The sequence below is a fragment of the Streptomyces sp. NPDC057950 genome, from assembly GCF_042887295.1.
Lineage (GTDB): Bacteria > Actinomycetota > Actinomycetes > Streptomycetales > Streptomycetaceae > Streptomyces > Streptomyces kaempferi.
In genome coordinates, this window is record NZ_JBHVPP010000018.1 from 167453 (window position 1) to 186491 (window position 19039).

General features: G+C 71.6%; 16 protein-coding genes. 12 read left to right on the plus strand and 4 right to left on the minus strand.

Annotated features, from left to right (window positions below; all coding sequences use genetic code 11):
• Positions 1-69: 69 nt before the first annotated feature.
• From ACFVTC_RS28080 to ACFVTC_RS28100, 5 genes are all read left to right on the plus strand, one after another.
• Positions 70-1542 (plus strand): MFS transporter, encoded by a 1473-nt coding sequence (locus ACFVTC_RS28080; protein ID WP_390131288.1) that lies wholly within the window; start codon positions 70-72, stop codon positions 1540-1542.
• A 195-nt stretch (positions 1543-1737) separates the two neighbouring features.
• On the plus strand, positions 1738-2415 hold the full coding sequence (locus tag ACFVTC_RS28085) for an RNA polymerase sigma factor (protein WP_390131346.1): 678 nt from the start codon (positions 1738-1740) through the stop codon (positions 2413-2415).
• A gap of 35 nt (positions 2416-2450) precedes the next feature.
• Positions 2451-2717: a hypothetical protein gene (locus ACFVTC_RS28090; protein WP_390131289.1), complete on the plus strand. Its 267-nt coding sequence runs from the start codon at positions 2451-2453 to the stop codon at positions 2715-2717.
• 375 nt (positions 2718-3092) lie between these two features.
• Positions 3093-3755 carry an RNA polymerase sigma factor gene (locus tag ACFVTC_RS28095; RefSeq protein ID WP_390131347.1) on the plus strand — a complete coding sequence of 221 codons (663 nt, stop codon included), beginning with the start codon at positions 3093-3095 and terminating at the stop codon, positions 3753-3755.
• The gene (locus tag ACFVTC_RS28100; RefSeq protein ID WP_390131290.1) at positions 3755-4846 is read left to right on the plus strand and encodes a hypothetical protein; all 1092 of its coding nucleotides are present in this window, start codon (positions 3755-3757) and stop codon (positions 4844-4846) included. Before ACFVTC_RS28095 ends, ACFVTC_RS28100 begins: the two co-directional genes overlap by 1 nt.
• A gap of 301 nt (positions 4847-5147) precedes the next feature.
• On the opposite strand, the gene ACFVTC_RS28105 is transcribed toward ACFVTC_RS28100, so the two are convergent.
• Positions 5148-6014 (minus strand): L,D-transpeptidase family protein, encoded by an 867-nt coding sequence (locus ACFVTC_RS28105; protein ID WP_390131291.1) that lies wholly within the window; start codon positions 6012-6014, stop codon positions 5148-5150.
• Positions 6015-6285: 271 nt separating this feature from the next.
• Here ACFVTC_RS28105 and ACFVTC_RS28110 point away from each other — a divergent pair, with 271 nt between their 5' ends.
• Both ACFVTC_RS28110 and leuE read left to right on the plus strand, forming a co-directional pair.
• Entirely contained in the window at positions 6286-7866 is a 1581-nt protein-coding gene (locus ACFVTC_RS28110; RefSeq protein ID WP_390131292.1) for a methylmalonyl-CoA mutase, read from the plus strand.
• Between the two features lie 80 nt (positions 7867-7946).
• Positions 7947-8597: a leucine efflux protein LeuE gene (gene leuE, locus ACFVTC_RS28115; RefSeq protein WP_390131293.1), complete on the plus strand. Its 651-nt coding sequence runs from the start codon at positions 7947-7949 to the stop codon at positions 8595-8597.
• Between the two features lie 198 nt (positions 8598-8795).
• On the opposite strand, the gene ACFVTC_RS28120 is transcribed toward leuE, so the two are convergent.
• The 3 genes from ACFVTC_RS28120 to ACFVTC_RS28130 all read right to left on the minus strand — a co-directional run bounded on the left by ACFVTC_RS28120 (position 8796) and on the right by ACFVTC_RS28130 (position 12582).
• Positions 8796-9956 (minus strand): acyltransferase family protein, encoded by a 1161-nt coding sequence (locus ACFVTC_RS28120; protein WP_390131294.1) that lies wholly within the window; start codon positions 9954-9956, stop codon positions 8796-8798.
• Between the two features lie 314 nt (positions 9957-10270).
• Positions 10271-11605 (minus strand): polysialyltransferase family glycosyltransferase, encoded by a 1335-nt coding sequence (locus ACFVTC_RS28125; RefSeq protein WP_390131295.1) that lies wholly within the window; start codon positions 11603-11605, stop codon positions 10271-10273.
• The gene (locus ACFVTC_RS28130; protein WP_390131296.1) at positions 11602-12582 is read right to left on the minus strand and encodes a glycosyltransferase family 2 protein; all 981 of its coding nucleotides are present in this window, start codon (positions 12580-12582) and stop codon (positions 11602-11604) included. The genes ACFVTC_RS28125 and ACFVTC_RS28130 overlap by 4 nt, the downstream gene beginning before the upstream one ends.
• Positions 12583-12780: 198 nt before the next feature.
• Between ACFVTC_RS28130 and ACFVTC_RS28135 the strand changes: the two genes are divergently transcribed.
• The 5 genes from ACFVTC_RS28135 (at position 12781) to pstC (ending at position 19039) form a co-directional block, all read left to right on the plus strand.
• Positions 12781-14130 (plus strand): DUF6716 putative glycosyltransferase, encoded by a 1350-nt coding sequence (locus ACFVTC_RS28135; protein WP_390131297.1) that lies wholly within the window; start codon positions 12781-12783, stop codon positions 14128-14130.
• Positions 14131-14174: 44 nt separating this feature from the next.
• A complete protein-coding gene (locus tag ACFVTC_RS28140; RefSeq protein WP_390131298.1) occupies positions 14175-15482 on the plus strand; it encodes a cytidylyltransferase domain-containing protein in 1308 nt (435 codons plus the stop codon).
• A gap of 13 nt (positions 15483-15495) precedes the next feature.
• A complete protein-coding gene (locus tag ACFVTC_RS28145) occupies positions 15496-16431 on the plus strand; it encodes an N-acetylneuraminate synthase family protein (RefSeq protein WP_390131299.1) in 936 nt (311 codons plus the stop codon).
• Between the two features lie 38 nt (positions 16432-16469).
• Positions 16470-17600, plus strand: coding sequence for a hypothetical protein (locus ACFVTC_RS28150; protein WP_390131300.1), 1131 nt, complete (start codon positions 16470-16472; stop codon positions 17598-17600).
• Positions 17601-18019: 419 nt separating this feature from the next.
• The gene (pstC, locus tag ACFVTC_RS28155; protein WP_390131301.1) at positions 18020-19039 is read left to right on the plus strand and encodes a phosphate ABC transporter permease subunit PstC; all 1020 of its coding nucleotides are present in this window, start codon (positions 18020-18022) and stop codon (positions 19037-19039) included.

Here is a 19039-nt window from a genome sequence, read left to right on the forward strand (position 1 = left end):
TACGCGACCGTTCCCAAAAGGCGGCTCCCGGAGGGACCATGAGGACAACCGCCGGACCCGGGAGGCCTCGTGGCCGCGAACCGCCGCTGGTGGGCGCTGGTTGTCATCGCCCTCGCCCAGCTCATGGTCATCCTCGACATGACCATCGTGAACATCGCCCTGCCGTCCGCCCAGACCGCCCTGCACATGTCGGACGGGAACCGGCAGTGGGTCATCACCGCCTACACCCTGGCCTTCGGGGGCCTGTTGCTGCTCGGCGGCCGGATCGCCGACCTCGCCGGGCGCAGACTCGCCTTCATGACCGGCCTGTTGGGCTTCGCCGCCGCGTCCGCGCTGGGCGGCGCCGCGGCCGACTCGGGGATGCTGTTCGGGGCGCGCGCCCTCCAGGGTGTGTTCGCGGCGCTGCTCGCGCCCGCCGCCCTGTCGCTGCTCACCACGACGTTCACCGATCCCGGGGAACGCGGCAAGGCATTCGGGGTGTTCGGCGCGATCGTCGGCGCGGGCGCGGCGATCGGACTGCTCGCGGGCGGCCTCCTCACCCAGTACCTCGACTGGCGCTGGTGCCTGTACGTCAACGTCCCCATCGCCCTCGTCGCGTTCGCGGGCGCCTGGGTGCTGCTCGACGGCGGCGGCCGCTACGAGGACGCGCACCTCGACGTGCCGGGGGCGCTGCTCGGCTCCGCCGGCATGCTCTCGCTGGTGTACGGCTTCTCGGAGGCGGAGTCGCGGAGCTGGGGCGACGCACTGGTCCTCGGACTGCTGGCCGCCGGTGTCGTACTGCTCGGCCTGTTCGGGCTGTGGCAGACCCGGGCCCGGGTGCCGCTGCTGCCGATGTCGGTGGTGAGGGACCGGCAGCGGGTCGGGGCGTTCCTCACCATCCTGATGGTCACCATCGGGATGTTCGGGGTCTTCCTCTTCCTGACGTACTACTTCCAGCGCGTCCTCGGGTACTCGCCGCTGAGGACCGGGCTCGCCTATCTCCCCATCACGGTCGGCATGATCACCGGCTCCACGCAGGTCGCGGCCCGGCTGCTGAACCGGGTCCCGCCGCGCACCCTGATCGTCCCGGGACTGCTGCTCGCCGCGGGCGCGTTGGCGGTCATCGCCCAGGTCGGCGTGGCACCCGCGTACGCCTCGCACGTCCTGCCCGGCATGCTGATGCTCGGCCTCGGCATGGGCACGGCGATGATGACCTGCGTCTCGCTGGCCACGTCGAGCGTCGCGCCCCGGGACGCGGGCGCGGCTTCCGCGACCTTCAACACGGCCCAGCAGGTGGGCGGTTCCATCGGGACGGCGCTGCTCAACACGATCGCCGCGAGTGTCACGACCCGCTACGCGACCGCGCACGCCGGGCCCGGCGCCGACCGCCACGCCCTCGCCTCACGGGCCGCCGTGCACGGCTTCAACGTCGCCACCTGGTGGGCGATGGGCGCGCTGCTGCTGGCCGCGCTGATCGCCTGGGTCGTGGTGAACGCCGACCGGATGCCGGCGTCACACGGACAACCGGCCCCGGTGCCCGAACCGGTGGACACCGTCGGCTGACGGACGCCCGTACGCGAGCCGCACCACCGGCCGCGCGGACAGGGCGGGCCGGCGTCGGACCCGAGGCGGGGCGGAGGGCCTGACGGCCTGTGACATTTCCGTGGGGGGCGACGCTGATGACCACGGGGACGTCGACACGGCCGGCCGTGTCGCACGGTGCGCATTCAGGCGAACTCGGTACGAACGAGGACAGTGTTGGGCCAGGGAGGGGAACCCCGCCGCGTACAGGTGTACGACGGTGAGCTCGGTGCGGCCGTGGCGCGGGCGCAGGAGGGGGACGAGGTCGCCTTCGCGGTCGCCTACCGGATGGTGCAGCCGGGGCTGCTCGGCTATCTGCGCGGGATCGTCGGGGACGACGCCGAGGACGTGGCGTCCGACGCGTGGCTGGAGATCGCCCGTGACCTCGGACGGTTCCGGGGGGACGGCGCCGGGTTCCGAGGCTGGACCGCGACCATCGCCCGGCACCGCGCGCTCGACCATCTGCGGCGCCAGAAAGTACGCCCCAGGGCCACCCCGCTCGAGAACGAGGCCCTGGAACTGCCCGGCCACCACAGCACCCACGACCAGGCGCTGGAGACCCTCGGCACCGAGCGTGCCCTGGAACTGGTCGCGCGGCTGCCCCGAGACCAGGCCGAGGCCGTACTGCTGCGCGTGGTCGTCGGCCTGGACGGGCCCGCCGCCGCACGCGTCCTCGGCAAGCGCCCGGGGGCGGTGCGCACCGCGGCCCATCGCGGCCTGAGGCGACTGGCCCAGCAGATCGGCGCCGACGGGACGGACAACGCCACGGACGACGCCACGGACGGGGGCGCGGACGACGGCGCGACGGGTGATGTGACGCCCCGAGGCCGCCGGACGCCGGGGGATTCGGGATGAACGCCAGGAGCGGTCGGTGAGAGGCGGGCGGGTACATGGGTGAACGGCGCGCGGACACCGATCGCTTCCCCGGCCTCGCCTTCGGCCTCTCCCTCGACATGCTGCTCGCCGCCGTGCGGACCGCTCCCGTCGATCCCGATGCGGAGGGGCGGGCCGTCGCCGCGTACCGGGCCGCGCGGGAGAGGGGGGCGCACGGCGCGCGGACCCGGCGCCGGGACGACTGGACGGACGACCGGACCGGCCGGGACCCGGACACCGAGGCGGAGCCGGAGGAGCCGGAGGAGTCAGGGAAGAAGGAGTAGGAGCGAGGGAGCGGCTCTGGCCTGGTCCGCGGCGTTGCCGGGCGCGTTCCGCGAGAGGCGGTGTCGGCGGCTCGAGGACGCCCGTCCGGAGAGCCGATGGCAACGGCCGGGGCCGCCACCCCCCACAGGAGAGGCCCCGGCCGTCGCGCGGCACGGGCCGCGCGGCGGCCCGTACTCTCTACAGCGCCGCGACTGCGTTTTGTGTCACACCTCGCTCCGTCACGACATAGTTGCAAGTTGTACGGACGTGGACGGGGAGCTGTTTCAGGCCGTAACGTGCCATTCGCGCCGGTGCGCGGAGGAGCAGGCAACCACAACGGCGAGAGCCCGGTCCGCGAGAGCGGCGCCGGTTCAGGCGCAAAGAGGGGCGCGCGGGTGCTGGGGGACGACGCGGAGCTGACCACCGCGGTGCTTGCGGCGCAGGACGGGGACGAGACCGCGTTCCGGACTGTGTACCGCGCGGTGCACCCACGGCTGCTCGGATACGTACGGACGCTGGTCGGTGACCCGGACGCGGAGGACGTCACCTCCGAGGCATGGCTGCAGATCGCCCGTGACCTGGAGAGGTTCAGCGGTGACGCCGACCGCTTCCGCGGATGGGCCGCCCGGATCGCCCGTAACCGCGCCCTCGACCACGTACGCATGCGCGGGCGCCGCCCCGCGATCGGCGGCGACGAGACCGAACTGACCGGCAAGGCCGCCGAGTCGGACACCGCGGGCGAGGCCATCGAGGCGCTGGCCACCGACAGCACCCTCTCGCTGATAGCCCAGCTCCCGCAGGACCAGGCGGAGGCCGTGGTACTGCGGGTCGTCGTCGGCCTCGACGCCAAGTCCGCGGCCGAGACCCTCGGCAAGCGGCCCGGAGCCGTCCGCACCGCGGCGCACCGGGGTCTGAAGCGGCTCGCGGAGCTGATCGGCGGCGATCCGGAATCCCCGGTCGCGCTCGGCGCGGTCCCCCCACCACGAGAGTCGCGCACACGCGCGGTGACGTCCGCCGGTGTGACGCATACGCGTTCGCGGACGCAGAAGGACATGTGATGGCCGACGAGGACTACAGGTGGCTGGACCGCGAGGCCGCGGAGCGTCTGCTGCGCGGCGAGCTGCTGGAGACCGTCGACGCCGGCACCAAGGAACGCGTGGAGCGGCTCACCGAGGTGCTCGCCTCGCTGGTCGCAAAGCCCGCTCCGGACGGGGCCGAACTGCCCGGCGAGGCCGCCGCGTTGGCCGCGTTCCGGGCCGCCCGCGCCGGCCGCGACGGAGTCCCGGCGCAGCTCGCCGCGGGCCGGGACCCGCGGGCGGCCGCGCACTCCGCCGACGCCGGTCTGATCCGTCTGGGCGGCCCGGGTCCGGGCGGTCACCGGGCCCGGTGGGGTCGGCCGGTGCGCTTCGGGCTGGCCGCCGTGCTGGCCGTCGGCATGATCGGCGGGGTCGCCGTCGCCGCCGGAACCGGAGTGCTGCCGACTCCGTTCAGTGACGACAGGCCGCATCCGGCCGCCACGGTTTCCGCGGCCCAGACACCGCAGCACCCGATGGTCTCGCCGTCGCCGGGGGAGTCGCAGGCGGACGGCTCCGAAACACCGCTGCCCGGTGCCACGGTGAGCGGGCCGGCCGGTTCCGGCTCCTCGGACGACGTGCTGGCCGGCGGCTCCGAGAGCGGACAGTCCCACTCGTCCGGGCCGGGCCGGCCGGGCCGCTCCCAAGAGTGGTGGAGCAGGACGCGCTCGTCGTGCCGGGATGTCCTGGGCGGCAAGAACCTGGAGGCCGGCCGCAGACGCGTCCTGACGGACGCGGCGGGCGGCGGTGGCCGGGTGAAGACGTTCTGCAAGCGTGTCCTGGGCTGGACGGGAGCCGGTTCCGGCGAGGGCCGGGACGACCGGGGCGGTCAGGGTGACGGGCAGGGCGGCTCCGGTCCCGGGCACGATTCCGGGCACGGTTCGGGCGGCGGCAAGGGGGGCGACGACGGCGGCCACATGGTCCCGGGCGACAACGGACACCATCACAGCGGGGTCTTCCCCCCGGCCTCGCCGTCTGCCCTGGCACCGCAGCCGCCGCTCGAGTCGGCGCTGTCCTCGGCCTTTCGGGACGCCGCGCGGACGGACGCCGCGTTGCCGCGTCGCTCGGCGGTCTGAGCAGCTTCCCGGCCATCGGTTCCCGGCCATACTCCGGGTGCCGCCGTCGGTCACGGGGCCCGCGAGGCCCCTTCGCTCACACGCTCTGGGCTGCGGTTTCGTGTTTCGTTGAACTTTTTCCCGCGCTGGTGTGACGTTTTCGGCCGCGTCGACGCAGTACTGGGTGAGCCGACTGGTCATCGGCCGTCGCACCGAGCCGGGGTTCCCCCCGTACCCAGGCTCGGTGCACACCGGCGCGGGCGGGACACGTTCCCCCGGTCCCGCCCGCGCCCCGCACACACTGAGCGCCCCGCACCCGCCGTCACCAGTACACGACGACCTTGTCCCCCGTGCGGACCTGCGCGAACAGCGCCGCGATCTTCCCCTCTTCCCGTACGTTGACGCAGCCGTGCGAGGCGCCCGCGTAGCCGCGGGCCGCGAAGTCGGCGGAGTAGTGGACCGCCTGGCCGCCGCTGAAGAACATCGCGTACGGCATGGACGTGTGGTAGATCGTCGACACGTGGTAGCGGGACTTGAAGTTCACGCTGAACACGCCCTCGCGGGTCGGGGTGTACTGCGCGCCGAACCGCACGTCCATCACCGAGACGGTCCTTCCGTCGACCATCCAGCGCAGGGTGCGGCTCGTCTTGCTGACGCACAGCACCCGGCCGGTCATGCAGCGCGGGTCGGGCGGCGCCGCGGGCCGGCCCCCGAACGCGTACAGCTCCCACCGGGCCGGCTCGTGCGTCATCGACAGCAGCCGCTGCCAGGTCACGGCGTCCAGCTCGCCGGTGCGCGCGAGCCCCCGCTTGCCCTGGAAGCCGCGTACGGCGGTGACCGTCGCGAAGTCGTACGTCCCCGTCGGGCCCTCGAAGAGCCAGGCGAGCTGGCGCAGCCGGGCCTGGACCTCGCGGACGTCCCGGCCACGGTCGCCGCGGGACCACAGCACCTTGGGGGACGGTGTCATGGAAGCGGTCGGGCCGGGCTCCCGGGACGCGGCACCCGGCACGGCGCTCCCCGCGCTCGGCTTGGCGTCGTCCGACGCGGCCGCCGAGCCGTTCGTCGTGCCGGTCGTCGCCCTCGCCGGCGCCCGCGTCCCGTGCGCGTCGACGGCCTGAGCCCGGCAGCCGCTCACCGCGATGAGCGCCAGCAGAGCGGCCAGTGATCTTCCCCTGCCCGTGGTGCGCATTCGAACCCCCGTCGTCTCACCCGTCCACCGCACGCCGATGTGCCAGGTATACCCCTGGGAGACACCCTGAGGATGTTCCCCGCGCGTGACCGGTCGTGAACCGCGCGGCATGGTGGAGAGCGGAGGTGTGCGCCAAGAGAGGGGAACGGATACGCGCACCGGTCTGTGAGCAAGGTCCCAGCCAGGGTCCCTCCACCGGGCGCACGGCCACCGCTACAGTCCGTCGCGAGGGTCGGACCTACCAGTGAGTAACCCAGCGGGAGGCACAGCGATGTCGCGCGAGTCGGAGTCCGGACTGCCCATCGAAGCGGTCTACGGACCGGAGGTCCTGAAGGACTGGGACCCGGCGGAGAAGCTGGGCGATCCCGGCGCCTACCCCTTCACCCGGGGGGTGTACCCGTCGATGTACACCGGCCGTCCCTGGACGATGCGCCAGTACGCCGGCTTCGGCACGGCGGTGGAGTCGAACGCGCGGTACAAGCAGCTGATCGCGAACGGCACGATGGGCCTCTCGGTCGCCTTCGACCTGCCCACCCAGATGGGCCACGACTCGGACGCCGCCATCGCGCACGGCGAGGTCGGCAAGGTCGGCGTCGCGATCGACTCGGTGGAGGACATGCGGATCCTGTTCGACGGCATCCCGCTGGACCAGGTCTCCACCTCGATGACGATCAACGCCCCCGCGGCGCTGCTGCTGCTCATGTACCAGCTGGTCGGCGAGGAACAGGGGGTCCCGGCCTCCCGGTTGACCGGCACGATCCAGAACGACGTGCTGAAGGAGTACATCGCGCGCGGCACGTACATCTTCCCGCCCAAGCCCTCGCTTCGTCTGATCGCGGACATCTTCAAGTACTGCCGGACCGAGATCCCGAAGTGGAACACCATCTCGATCTCCGGCTACCACATGGCCGAGGCGGGCGCGTCCCCCGCACAGGAGATCGCGTTCACCCTCGCGGACGGCATCGAGTACGTCCGCACGGCGGTGGCGGCGGGCATGGACGTCGACGACTTCGCTCCCCGCCTGTCCTTCTTCTTCGTCGCCCGTACGACGATCCTGGAGGAGGTCGCCAAATTCCGTGCCGCGCGCCGCATCTGGGCCCGCGTGATGCGCGAGGAGTTCGGCGCGAGGAACCCCAAGTCACTGATGCTGCGCTTCCACACGCAGACCGCGGGCGTGCAGCTGACGGCCCAGCAGCCGGAGGTGAACCTGGTGCGCGTAGCCGTCCAGGGGCTGGGCGCGGTCCTCGGCGGCACCCAGTCGCTGCACACCAACTCCTTCGACGAGGCGATCGCGCTGCCCACCGACAAGTCGGCGCGTCTGGCCCTGCGGACCCAGCAGGTGCTGGCCTACGAGACGGACGTCACGGCGACCGTCGACCCCTTCGCGGGCTCGTACGTCATCGAGAGGATGACCGACGACGTCGAGACGGCCGCCGTCGACCTCATGACGAGGGTCGAGGAGATGGGCGGCGCGGTCAGCGCCATCGAGCACGGCTTCCAGAAGGGCGAGATCGAGCGCAGCGCGTACCGCATCGCGCAGGAGACCGACTCCGGCGAGCGGGTCGTGGTCGGCGTCAACCGCTTCCAGCTCGACGAGGAGGAGCCGTACGAGCCGCTCCGGGTCGACCCGGCCATCGAGGCCCAGCAGGCCGCACGCCTCGCCGGGCTGCGCGCCGAACGCGACGGGGCGGCGGTCGAGGCGGCCCTCGCCGACCTGAAGAAGGCGGCCGAGGGCACGGCCAACGTCCTCTACCCGATGAAGGACGCCCTGCGCGCCCGCGCCACGGTCGGCGAGGTGTGCGACGCGTTGCGCGAGGTGTGGGGGACCTACGTGCCGACGGATGCCTTCTGAGACACCCTCGTGCACGCGACGGTGGCTGAACCGCGAGACGGGCACGCGGGGTGTCGTACCCCCGTGCGACACTCCTCTTCATGCTTGGTGTCATCGACCTCCCCACCTATCTGGCGGGCCTTGTCCTGATCGTTCTGCTCCCCGGACCGAACTCGCTCTACGTGCTGTCCGTCGCCGCCCGGCGGGGCGTGCGCACCGGGTACAAGGCCGCCGCGGGCGTGTGGTGCGGGGACACGGTGCTGATGACGCTGTCGGCGGCCGGTGTCGCCTCGCTGTTGCAGGGCAACGCCGTGCTGTTCGGGATCGTGAAGTACGCCGGGGCCGGGTATCTGACGTGGCTGGCGTTCGGCATGCTCCGGTCCGCGTGGACGATGTGGCGGACGCGGCGGGAGCGGGTCGAGGAGAAGCTCCCCGAGCAGTCGGCGGCCGAGGAACGGCCGTACCGGCGGGCGCTGGTCATCAGCCTGTTCAACCCCAAGGCGATCCTGTTCTTCGTCGCCTTCTTCGTGCAGTTCGTGGACCCGGGATACGCCTATCCGGCCCTGTCCTTCGTGGTCCTCGGCGCCTTCGCCCAGCTCGCGAGCTTCCTGTACCTCACCGCGCTGATCTTCAGCGGGACGAGACTCGCGGAGGCCTTCCGGCGCCGCAGGCGGCTGTCCGCGGGCGCCACGACCGCCGCGGGCGCCCTCTTCCTCGGCTTCGCGGTCAAGCTCACGCTCGCCAGCGCCTGAGGGCCGTGCCGTGATGCCCGGCGGGCGTGCGGGTCGGGCGCCCCGGCCGGTGCCTCCGCCCCGGCCGGGCCGGGTCCGACCTTCACCCCGACCCGACCGGACTCGACCCGCCCCGACCGAACGGGGCGGAACCGGGAGCGGCACCAGCACCGGTGGGAGGGGTCCGGCGGGGACCGTCCCCGCCCGCCGGAAGGGTCCCTACGCCCGCGGTTTCGCCAGCGCCGCGCGCAGCTTCGGTGTGAGCCGGTTCTCCACGTAGCGGTTGAGGAGCCAGGCCAGCAGCAGCATCGTCGCGACGGTCAGCGGCAGGGCGCCGTACGACGGGATGTGCAGGGTGCGGTGGTAGGCCTTGATGACGACCCAGCCCAGGTGCTCGTGGACCAGGTAGAAGGGGTACGTCAGGGCGCCCGCGACCGTGAGCCAGCGCCAGTTCGCCCAGTTCAGGTAGCCCAGGGCGATCGCGCCGACGGCGACGTAGCCGAGGGTGACGACCAGGATGATGCCGTACGAGCTGCGGTAGGAGAAGAACTCCGGGTTCGGCGCGTGCCACAGGCGGTCCACCGCGTAGTGCTGGCCGATCAGCCAGCTCACGCCCACGATGCCCCAGGCGTACGCGTCACGCCGGTTGCGGTGCAGGAGGTAGAGGCCGACTCCGCCGATGAAGTACGGGGCGTACTCCGGCATCAGGACGGCGTTCAGGAGCGGTTCGTTCGCCGTCTGGGCGATCGCCGCCGCCAGCGTCCAGCCCGCGCAGAAGAGGATGACGCGCTGACGGTTGGCGCCCGGCAGGACGATGCAGAGCGCGAAGAGCGCGTAGAACCGGACCTCCGCCCACAGCGTCCAGCAGACTCCCAGCACCCGGTCCACACCCAGCGGCTGCTGGAGCATCGTCAGGTTCAGCAGGGCATCGCTCGGCCCGACGGTCTTGTACGCGACCACCGGCAGCGCGAACACGGCCGTCACGATGATCACCGCTGCCCAGTAGGCGGGCAGCAGCCGTGACGCGCGGGACGCGAAGAACGACCGGAGCGGCCGGCCCCAGCCGCTCATGCAGATCACGAAGCCGCTGATCACGAAGAAGATCTGGACGCCGAGGCAGCCGTACGCGAAGTACGAGTGCAGGCTGGGGAACTGGTGTCTGGGGGAAGTGCCCCAGGCCTGTGTGACCTCGCCGTCACGGCCCCCGTAGTGGTACGCCGCCACCATCAGCGCGGCGATCAGCCGCAGTCCGTCCAGGGCGCGCAGACGGGACTCCCGGGGCTTCGCGCGCGACGGCGGGCGGGTGTCGGGCGCCGGAAGGACGGCGCGGATCGCCGGACCCTCGGACGTCACGCGCGTGTCCTGGGGGGTGTTGGTCACGGAATTCCTCTTCGCGGGCGTTTCATGCTGACGGGTTACACGCAGCACGCTAGTCCGATTCGAGGAAGCATCCGATTGTCCAAGTGACGATTCCCCCTACGGACGCCATGAGTTCACTCGCCCGTCGCTTCCGGTTCCCCATTTCCCCGGCCGCCCCCAATTCCCGATAAAGGGCCGGCCCGGCGAAGGGGGACAGGGTGGAACCGGTCGACGACGGCCGGATCACCTCGCCGACGGGAGAATGCGAAACGGGCGTGGGGGCCGGTTTGTCGTGAACCGGCCCCCACGCCCGCGGGGATTTCTGGGTGGGACGCTCAGCGTCCTACGGCCCGGCGCAGGCTGCGTGCCCGGCGCGCGACACGGCGGACCGTGGCGTTGCGCGGCAGGAAGGCCAGCTGGGCCGGGACCGCGCCGGGCAGCGCCAGCGAGGTGAGGCGCTTGCGCTTGAAGTACCGCCAGGTGTGGGTGTTCAGGTGCTGCGTCAGGTAGCGCTCTGCGGCCGGGCGCAGGTCCGGCAGGATCTTCGGCTGCATCGCGTAGCCCACGGCCCGTACGAGCCCGCTCAGCGCCTCCGTGGTCATGCCCACGCGCTGGGCGGCGACCGCCGCCTTGTCGGTCAGCTCCGGCAGCAGGGCGTCCACGATCGTGACCGGGACGCGGTTGCTGTTCTCGTACGGCACCAGACGGTCCAGCAGCGTGTCGGTGCCGATGCGGGCGACGGGCAGGCCGTAGAGCGCGGACGCGGTGAGCAGCGCGGTGGAGAAGCAGCCGACGACGAGCGCCGGACGCATGCGCTGGTACAAGACCTCGGCGAGGACGGGGGTGTCGAGCACCGTCAGTTCGACGTCGAGCTTCCCCGCCTCCTTCTCCAGGACGCGCGACCAGCGGGCCGGCGCCGTGGGGTGGGGCTTGAACACGACCCGGGTGTGGCCGAGCGCGACGGCGCCCCTGAGCATCCGTACGTGCAGGTCCTCCTCCTGTTCGGCGGTGAGGATGCCGAGGGCGGAGAGGTACTGGCCGAGCAGCAGCGCGGGCTCGTCGATCGACGGCAGTTCGTCGCCGGTGTCGACGAGTTCGGCGAGCACCTTCGAGAACGCGTCCGTCGGCACGATCTCCGGCTCGACGCCGAACTCGGTCAGCAGCAGCGGCGTCAGACCGGGAACCAGGTCCAGGTGGAGCAGGCGGGTCACCCGGGTGCCGACCAGCGGGTCGATCTTGTTGCGGGTGGGGCCGTAGCTCATCAGGCCGTCCGCGTACACGGTGACGGGCGCGCCGGTGAAGATCTGGGCGAGGCCGAGAGCGGGGTTGACCTGGATCGACTCGACGGCCAGCTCGATGTCGTCGTCGCCGAGGTTCCAGGCCAGCCGCAGATGCCGCTCCCACAGGGGCGTGTCGTCGAGGCGCGGGGCCCAGCCGCCGGGGTGGAACGGCGTGATCGTCTCGTTCCACGACAGCACGTCGTCGAAGCGGCCGCGCAGCCGGCCGAAGCCGGGCATCTCGTCCACTGCGGGTGTCGTCTCGGGCGTCGCCGCGTTGTTGGAGACGAGCAGGATGCGCCGGTCGGCGGGGCCGAAGCAGTCGGCGTCCAGGGCCGCGGCGAGCGTCGCGGTCCCGTACAGCGTGGACGCCATGAAGATCTGGGTCGTCACGCTGCCACCCCTGCGCCCGCGGTGGGACGGCGGCGCAGCCGGCGCAGCCGGGTGGCCCGCTGGACGTCCATCGAATCGAGTGCCTCGTCGAGCACGTCCTGAGGCATGCGCTGCAGTGCCGCCGCACTCATCGACTTCAGTTTCCGCGCCACGGGCGGCTCGAACCTTTCCATGGATCCCAGGTGGTGGGAAATAATCGCGCAGTACGTGCGCACGGCTTTGGGCAGCAGTCTCGACGCGTCGGGGTCCTCGGCGGTCTCCGCCACGACCTGGTCGAAGGCGCGGATGAAGTCCAGCTGGCGCACGTCCCCGATCTGGGTGAGGGAGGAGGCGACACCACGTCGGTAGAACACGCCGAGCAGGCTCACCGCGGCGAAGGACTCCGCCTCGCGGTGCAGTTTCCAGATCCACGGACGGTCCTCGGCCGTGCGCAGTCCGTGGGTGAAGTGCAGCAGTCCGCGGTCGGCCAGGCGGCGGTGGTAGATGCCCGCCCAGGCGTACGCGTAGTCGACGGAGGTGGACCGGTCGGAGGGCAGTATGGCGTCCCGGGGGTTCATCACGACGCCCCGGCGGCCGTGCGGGACCCGGTGGATGGTGCGGGCCCGCGCGGTGCACTGGACATGGTCCGTACGGACGAAATCGCAGCCCAGGTCTTCGATGGCGGTGACGAGTTGCTCGTAGTAGCCGGGGGCGAGCCAGTCGTCCCCGTCGAGGAACGTGAGGTATTCGCCGCGCGCCGCGTCGATGCCCGTGTTGCGCGCGGTCGCCAGCCCTCCGTTCTTCTCATGTCTGACATGCACCGCGCCGGGGAGCTCGCGCTCCGCGCGCGCGAGAATCTCCGGTGTCTCGTCGCTCGAACAGTCGTCGACGAGAATGAATTCGAAGTCCTCGCGCACGTTCGCACGCAGGCTCTTCAGGGTGTCGGGTGCGTATTGCTGCACGTTGTAGAACGGCACGATGACGGAGAGCTTGACCACCCACGTGACGTTAGGGGGCGGTCCGGCATTCGTCTTGGCCGTTGGTGAGATGTCAGGTGAACGACGCGTGGCGAAGCCGTGAACCAGGCTGATTTCTCGATGGTTCGCGGCTTGATTCGCCATTCGTCGATGTGCTGTTAACCGTTTGTTGCATTCAGGTTGGGCCGTTACTCGGAATGGCTTCCTAGCGTCTTGGACGTGCCAGCAAGTACCAGGAAGTCCCTGCGGGTCGCCGTTCTCGCGGATTCCGACACACGGTGGAAGTGGGGTTCGCTCACCGCGAACCGCATATCGCCGACTGAAACGTCCAATACGGACATTCAGGATTCGGACCTCCGCCTCGACGGCTATCTCCTGCGTGGCCGTGCCACCCCCACCGCCCGCCAGCTCGAAGAGGTCGGCGTCCGCGCGGATTCCCTCCGTGAGGTGACCGCCGTCGAATTCCTGCGCGCCATGGAGCGGGAGCGCTACGACGTCCTGGTCCTCGCCCTCGTCGGGGGTGCCGTCCAGGCGGTCCTGCACGGTCTGGCCCACCTGTGGGACGGGCGCGAGGAGCGGCCCGTGGTCGTCACCGGCTACGTCGGTGTCGTCTACGAGAAGCTCGCCGACGGCCTGCTGCTGCGGCACGGCGCGGACCTGGTCCTCGCCAACTCCCGCCAGGACGCGGACCGCTTCCGGGACGTGTACGAGGGAGTGGGCGCCGACGCCTCGTCCGTGACGGAGGTGGCGCTGCCCTTCCTCGGCGGGGCCGCCTACCGCAAGAACGACCCGTACACGGTCGTCTTCGCCGCCCAGCCCTCCGTACCGGAGAGCCGCAAGGACCGTACGTACCTGCTGGACCGGCTGATCGCCCACGCCCGCCTGCACCCCGACCGCGAGGTGCTGCTGAAGCTGCGCTCCAAGCCGGGCGAGCACACCACGCACATCGAGGAGCTGCCCTACCAGAAGCTGGCGCAGAAGACCGATCTGCCCGCCAACTTCCGGCTGGTGTACGGACACATGGGCGAGGTGCTCGACCGCACCGACCTGCTGGTGACCGTCAGCTCCACGGCGGCCCTGGAGTCCCTGCACCGCCGTATCCCCACCGTCGTCCTCAGCGACCTCGGGGTGCGCGAGTCGCTCGGCAACCACCACTTCGTGGGCTCCGGCTGCCTCGCCTCCTGGGACCAGCTCGACGCCGGACACCAGCCGGCGCCCGATCCGGCGTGGGTGGCCCGGCAGGGCGTGGCCGCCGGGGACCCCTCCGCCGGGGGAGGTTCGTACGAGACGGCCTTCGACGAGGCGCGCACCCGCATCGCCGAACTGCTCGCGGGCCCCGGGCTGCCGCCTCTGGCCCCTTACTACACACCGGTCACCGCACCCGGCTACCTCCCCGGGATCCTCGCCCGCCACCACCTGGCCCCGGACGGCAGCCCGCTGCCCGGCGCCCCCACGGCCGACAAGGAGCCCAGCCCCGTACGGCAGATCGTGCGCCGGGCCGCCCGCGGTGCCTACCGCCACGGAGTGCAGCGCGTGGCTCCGGTGATCCGGCGGATGGGAGAGCTGTGACCGCCGCCGATCCCTCCAGCCTTCCTCGTCAAGGAGAACAGCGCATGACCAACTCGGAAGCGGGCCGGCCGACGCCGGTGCGCCGCGTGCTCGCGGTGATCCCCGCGCGCGGCGGCTCCAAGGGCGTCCCCGCGAAGAACCTCCTCCCGGTCGGCGGCATACCGCTGGTGGCCCGCGCGGTGCGCGAGTGCCGCGCCGCCCGCCTGGTGACGGACGTCGTCGTCTCCACCGACGACCAGGCCATCGCGGCCGCCGCCCGCCAGGCCGGCGCCGAGGTCGTACTGCGTCCCGCCGCCATCGCCGGTGACACCGCCACCTCCGAGGCCGCCGTCCTGCACGCCATGGACGCGCACGAGGCGCTGCACGGCTCCCCGGTCGACGTGGTGCTGCTCGTCCAGTGCACCAGCCCGTTCATCATCCGCGAGGACGTGGACGGCGTCGTCGACGCGATCCTCGCGAACGACGCGGACACGGCGCTGACCGTGGCCCCCTTCCACGGCTTCGTCTGGCGTGACGGGGACGACGAGCCCGCCGTCCCGGTGGCGGCCGACGCCGGGCGTGCCGCGGTCGCGGGCGGCACCGACACCCTGGTCACGGACACCGGCACCAGTGGCGGCTACGGCGTCAACCACGACAAGTCCTTCCGCCCGCGCCGGCAGGACCGCCCCCAGGACCTCCTGGAGACCGGTGCCGTCTACGCCATGGAGGCGGCCGGCTTCCGCGTCGCGAAGCACCGTTTCTTCGGCCGCACCGAACTCGTGCGCACCGACCCGGCCCGCGTCCTGGAGATCGACGACCCGCACGACCTCGCCCGCGCCAGGGCCCTCGCGCCGCTCTTCGACGCGAACCGTCCCGGCGCCCTCCCGACCGCCGCCGACATCGACGCGGTCGTCCTCGACTTCGACGGCACCCAGACCGACGACAGGGTGCTGATCGACTCCGACGGACGGGAGTTCGTCTCCGTGCACCGCGGGGACGGACTCGGTATCGCCGCCCTCCGCAACAGCGGACTGACGATGCTGATCCTGTCCACGGAACAGAACCCGGTCGTCGCCGCACGGGCCCGGAAGCTCAAGATCCCGGTCCTGCACGGCATCGACCGGAAAGACCTCGCACTGAAGCAGTGGTGCGAGGAGCAGGGCATCGCGCCTGAGCGCGTGCTCTACGTCGGCAACGACGTCAACGACCTCCCGTGCTTCGCCCTCGTGGGCTGGCCCGTGGCGGTCGCGAGCGCCCATGACGTCGTGCGCGGCGCCGCACGCGCGGTCACCACCGTCCCCGGTGGCGACGGCGCGATCCGAGAGATCGCCAGCTGGATCCTCGGCCCTTCTCTCGACTCCCTCGACAAGTAAGGAACGTTTCACCATGAGCAACTCCCGTCTGCGCACCTTCGGTTCGAAGACGGCCGGCCCCGGCCAGCCCGTCTACGTCGTCGGCGAGATCGGCATCAACCACAACGGCGAGCTCGAGAACGCCTTCAAGCTGATCGACGCCGCCGCCGAGGCCGGCTGCGACGCCGTCAAGTTCCAGAAGCGCACCCCGGAGATCTGCACCCCGCGCGACCAGTGGGACATCGAGCGCGACACCCCCTGGGGCCGTATGACCTACATCGACTACCGCCACCGCGTGGAGTTCGGTGAGGACGAGTACCGCCAGATCGACGAGTACGCCAAGAGCAAGAACATCGACTGGTTCGCCTCCCCGTGGGACACCGAGGCCGTCGCCTTCCTGGAGAAGTTCGACGTCCCGGCCCACAAGGTCGCCTCCGCCTCGCTGACCGACGACGAGCTGCTGCGCGCCCTGCGCGCCACGGGCCGCACGGTCATCCTCTCCACCGGCATGTCGACGCCGAAGCAGATCCGCCACGCGGTCGAGGTCCTCGGCAGCGACAACATCCTGATGTGCCACGCCACGTCGACCTACCCGGCGCAGGCCGAGGAGCTCAACCTCCGCGTCATCAACACCCTCCAGGCCGAGTACCCGAACGTTCCGATCGGCTACTCCGGTCACGAGACGGGCCTGCAGACCACGCTCGCCGCGGTCGCCCTCGGCGCCGCCTTCGTCGAGCGTCACATCACCCTGGACCGCGCGATGTGGGGCTCCGACCAGGCCGCCTCCGTCGAGCCGCAGGGCCTCACCCGCCTCGTCCGCGACATCCGCACCATCGAGGCCTCCCTCGGTGACGGTGTCAAGAAGGTCTACGAGTCCGAGCTCGGCCCGATGAAGAAGCTGCGCCGCGTCACCGGCGTCGTCGCCGAGTCGGAGATCGCCGCCGCCGCGGGCGAGCCGGTCTCGGTCTGAACGCCCTGATTTCCTTACGACGGGACGGTCGTACGCCGATGAGCCCCCGCGCCGGTACCCCCGGCCCCCACACGCTGGCCTTCGTCGAGAGCCCGGTACAGCTCCTGAACGTGCTGGAGTGGGCGCATGTCCACGCCCCGCACGCGACGGAGGCCGGCGACCGGGCACCCGGCGCGGGAACGGACCGTCCGTCCGTCCGTCCCGCCGGCGCGGGGCTCACCCTCGTCGTCCTCTCTCCCAACGACCCGATGACCCGTGGGCAGTTGCGTCGCATGGCCGAACTGGCCCGTGACGAGGGTCATCAGGTCCGCTGGGAGGAGGCGCGCGGTGGCACCACGGCCCCCTTCCACACGATCGGCGGCCTGGCCCCGCTGCTGCGCAGAGCCCACCGCATCGTCATGGGAGACCCGTTCTCCCGTTACGTGCAGCTCCTGCTGACGATCACGAAGGCACGCGACCTGGTGGTCGTGGACGACGGCACGGCGACGATGGAGTTCGTCGCCCAGCTGGCCCGCGGCGAACGCCTGGTGCGCTGGCACCGGCGCGGAGGCCGTCCCGGCGCCCGCGACGTGCTGTTCGCCCCGATCTCGTCGTCGGCCCGCCGCCGGCTCACCCCGAGCGAGGGGCGGCGGGTGGAGGTCTTCTCCTCCATGCCGATCGACTCGGCGCCGGACGGCGTCACCATCACCGCCAACGACTTCTCCTGGACCCGCGCCCGCTTCGGGCCGCCCCGGATCACCAAGGGCGCGGACCTGGTCGGCACCTCCCTGGTCGAGACGGGCGTGGTGGACCCCGACCGCTATCTGGAGGCGGTCCGCTCCCTCGCCAAGACCCACGGTGCCACCCGCTACTTCGCCCACCGCCGCGAGAGCACCGACAAGCTCCACCGGCTGGCCGTCGAGACGGGGCTGGAGATCGTCCGCCCCGACCTCCCCCTCGAACTCATCGCCCGCCGCGGCCCCATCGGCCGCACGATCCTGAGTTTCCCCTCGACCGTCGTGCACACGCTGCCGCTGGCGCTGGTGGGGACCGACGTCCGGGTCGCCGTCTGCGACATCGACCCGGCCTGGCTGACGGAGACGGCTTCCCCGCGCGCCCAGGGGTTCCTGTCGGGCGTCACGGGCACGGCCCGGGACGTGCACCGGCTGTCCTCCGTCGCGACGGCGTAGGGAACCGGCGGCACGCGCCCGCCCGCGACACCCGGCGGAGAACGACGACCGTTCACCGTCCCCCGTTCACCGACGCCCGGCCCCTCCCCGCGCAGACGCGCCAGATTTTCGCCCCGCCCGAACTCCGGGCGGGGCGTTCGGCGTTGGGGGCACGGCCGACGGGACGAGGAGCACTTTCAGCCACAACCCCGGCGATACCGGGACGGTGAATCCCACAAGCCCCGCATTCGGGACGGCGCGTACCGCCTCACAGGTTTTCCCGAACTTCTCCACACCTACTGCACCGAACAGACACGGGTTGTTCGCGATTCGTCCATTGATCGCGCGTTGGGCCGACACGATCCGGCCATTGAATCTCCCCGCACGGCACCAATCGGTCGCCGCCTGCCTGTTCCGTTGACGTAGTGGGGGGACCACACGTGGCGTCCACACATGTGGAGTCCGACAGACCGGATTCCGACAGACCCGCGCCCAGGCGGCCGGCCGCCGCCCGTGGGCTCGGGGACCGGATCTTCCGGTATCAGCTGACGGCCAGCGGTGTCGTCGTCCTCGCCATCATGGCGGGAGTCGGCCTCTTCCTGCTGCTGAGGGCCGGTCAGGCGCTCAAGGCCACCGGCTTCTCCTTCCTCACCACCGCCGCATGGCAGCCGGACGTCCACCACTTCGGCATCGCGGCCGTGCTCACCGGCACCCTGCTGATCGCCGGCGTCGCGGTGACGCTCTCCGTGCCGCTGGCCGTGGGAACCGCGCTCTTCATCTCCGACGTGGCCCCGCGCAAGCTGCGCCGCACGCTGGTGACGATGGTCGACCTGATGGCGGCCGTACCGTCGGTGGTCTACGGACTGTGGGGCCTGTTCTTCCTCCAGCAGCACGTGATCGGGCTCTCGCGCTGGCTGTCGAGCTGGCTCGGCTGGATCCCGCTGTTCACGGTGGACGGCGCCCAGCCGGGCGAACCGCTCGCGTCGGACAGCGTCTACACCGCCTCCACCTTCGTCGCCGGGATCGTCGTCGCCCTGATGGTCGCGCCGATCCAGTGCTCGGTGATGCGCGAGGTCTTCGCGCAGGCCCCGGCGGGCGAGCGCGAGGGCGCCTACGCGCTCGGCGCCACCCGCTGGGGAATGATCCGCGCGGTCGTCCTGCCCTACGGCAAGGCCGGCATCATCGGCGGCACCATGCTGGGCCTCGGCCGGGCGCTCGGGGAGACGATCGCCGTCTACCTGATCATCTCGCCGGTCTTCACCATCCAGCCGCACATCCTGCAGACCGGCTCGAACTCGGTCTCCTCGCTGATCGCCCTGCACTACGGCGACGCCTCCACCTTCGGCATGTCGGCGCTCATGGCAGCGGGCCTGGCGCTGTTCCTGCTCACCCTGGCGGTCAACTTCACCGCCTCCTCGGTCGTGGCCCGCTCCCGGTCCGGCGCACAGAGCGAGGCATGA